The following is a 721-nucleotide window of genomic DNA, read 5'->3' as shown; positions in this document are numbered from 1 at the left end:
CCTGCTCTGCAAACGAACCAACCCGCCTTTAGGCGGGTTGGTTCGTTTGCAGAGCAGGTTACAAAACAAAGAAATGATGCAATTTTTTCTTAAAAAAAAATGGAGAGGCGGTTTCTCAAGAGGAAATGTTTCGCGAATTATTGAAAGATCCGGATTCGGCAACGGTCTTTTTAAAAGGAATGAATCAGAAAGTAAATATTTAATTTTAATGATGCTTCTTATTAAAAATAAGCAAGATTGCATGGTCGGAATGACCATAAATCAAGAAAGATGAATTGTTGGAGACTGCAAACTTGCTGTTTACCGGCTCTATTGAACCTCCTTTAAAAATGAGGGAATTACTAAATAGCTTACTAACGAATGCCCAGCCTAAAAATTATACTTGGCGTACGTTCTCGTAGGGTCGGGTTTCAGCCCCCTGTAAAGATTCGAATTAGGAGATGGATGTGAGTTTCGATTATGAACTGGCATATCAACAGGTAAGAAAATATCTTGGCAAGCATCAGGACTCATTTACTCAAGCAATTGACGTTGAGAACGATATTAATAAGCAAAAATCATTTCCTTCCGAGGTATTTTTGGCAGCTGCTCTGCAAAAAAGTATTGGTAAAGAAGCCCTGCTGATTGAGCAAACAGGAGAAAATCACCCAGATGTTGTAATGAAGATGAATGGGGTTCGTTTTAATTTTGAAGTGACGTTAATGTAGTGGCACACTGAATT

Annotated in this window: 2 protein-coding genes; both read left to right on the top strand. The window is 38.3% G+C overall.

The genetic code is table 11. The features are described from left to right. Nucleotides 1-274, top strand: a 274-nt coding sequence (locus HX773_RS25830; RefSeq protein ID WP_218168360.1) for a hypothetical protein, incomplete at its 5' end; no start/stop codon positions are given. 172 nt (nucleotides 275-446) lie between these two features. Beyond that, complete coding sequence (locus HX773_RS25310; RefSeq protein WP_255433337.1) at nucleotides 447-707, top strand: hypothetical protein; 261 nt, start codon at nucleotides 447-449, stop codon at nucleotides 705-707. The last annotated feature ends 14 nt before the right edge of the window (nucleotides 708-721 follow it).

Origin of the sequence: Pantoea sp. B9002, from assembly GCF_013385945.1 — a bacterium.
In the GTDB taxonomy this organism is placed as follows: Bacteria; Pseudomonadota; Gammaproteobacteria; order Enterobacterales; family Enterobacteriaceae; genus Pantoea.
The sequence above is the reverse complement of the archived record's forward strand: the minus strand, read 5'-3'. Positions and strand labels throughout refer to the sequence as shown.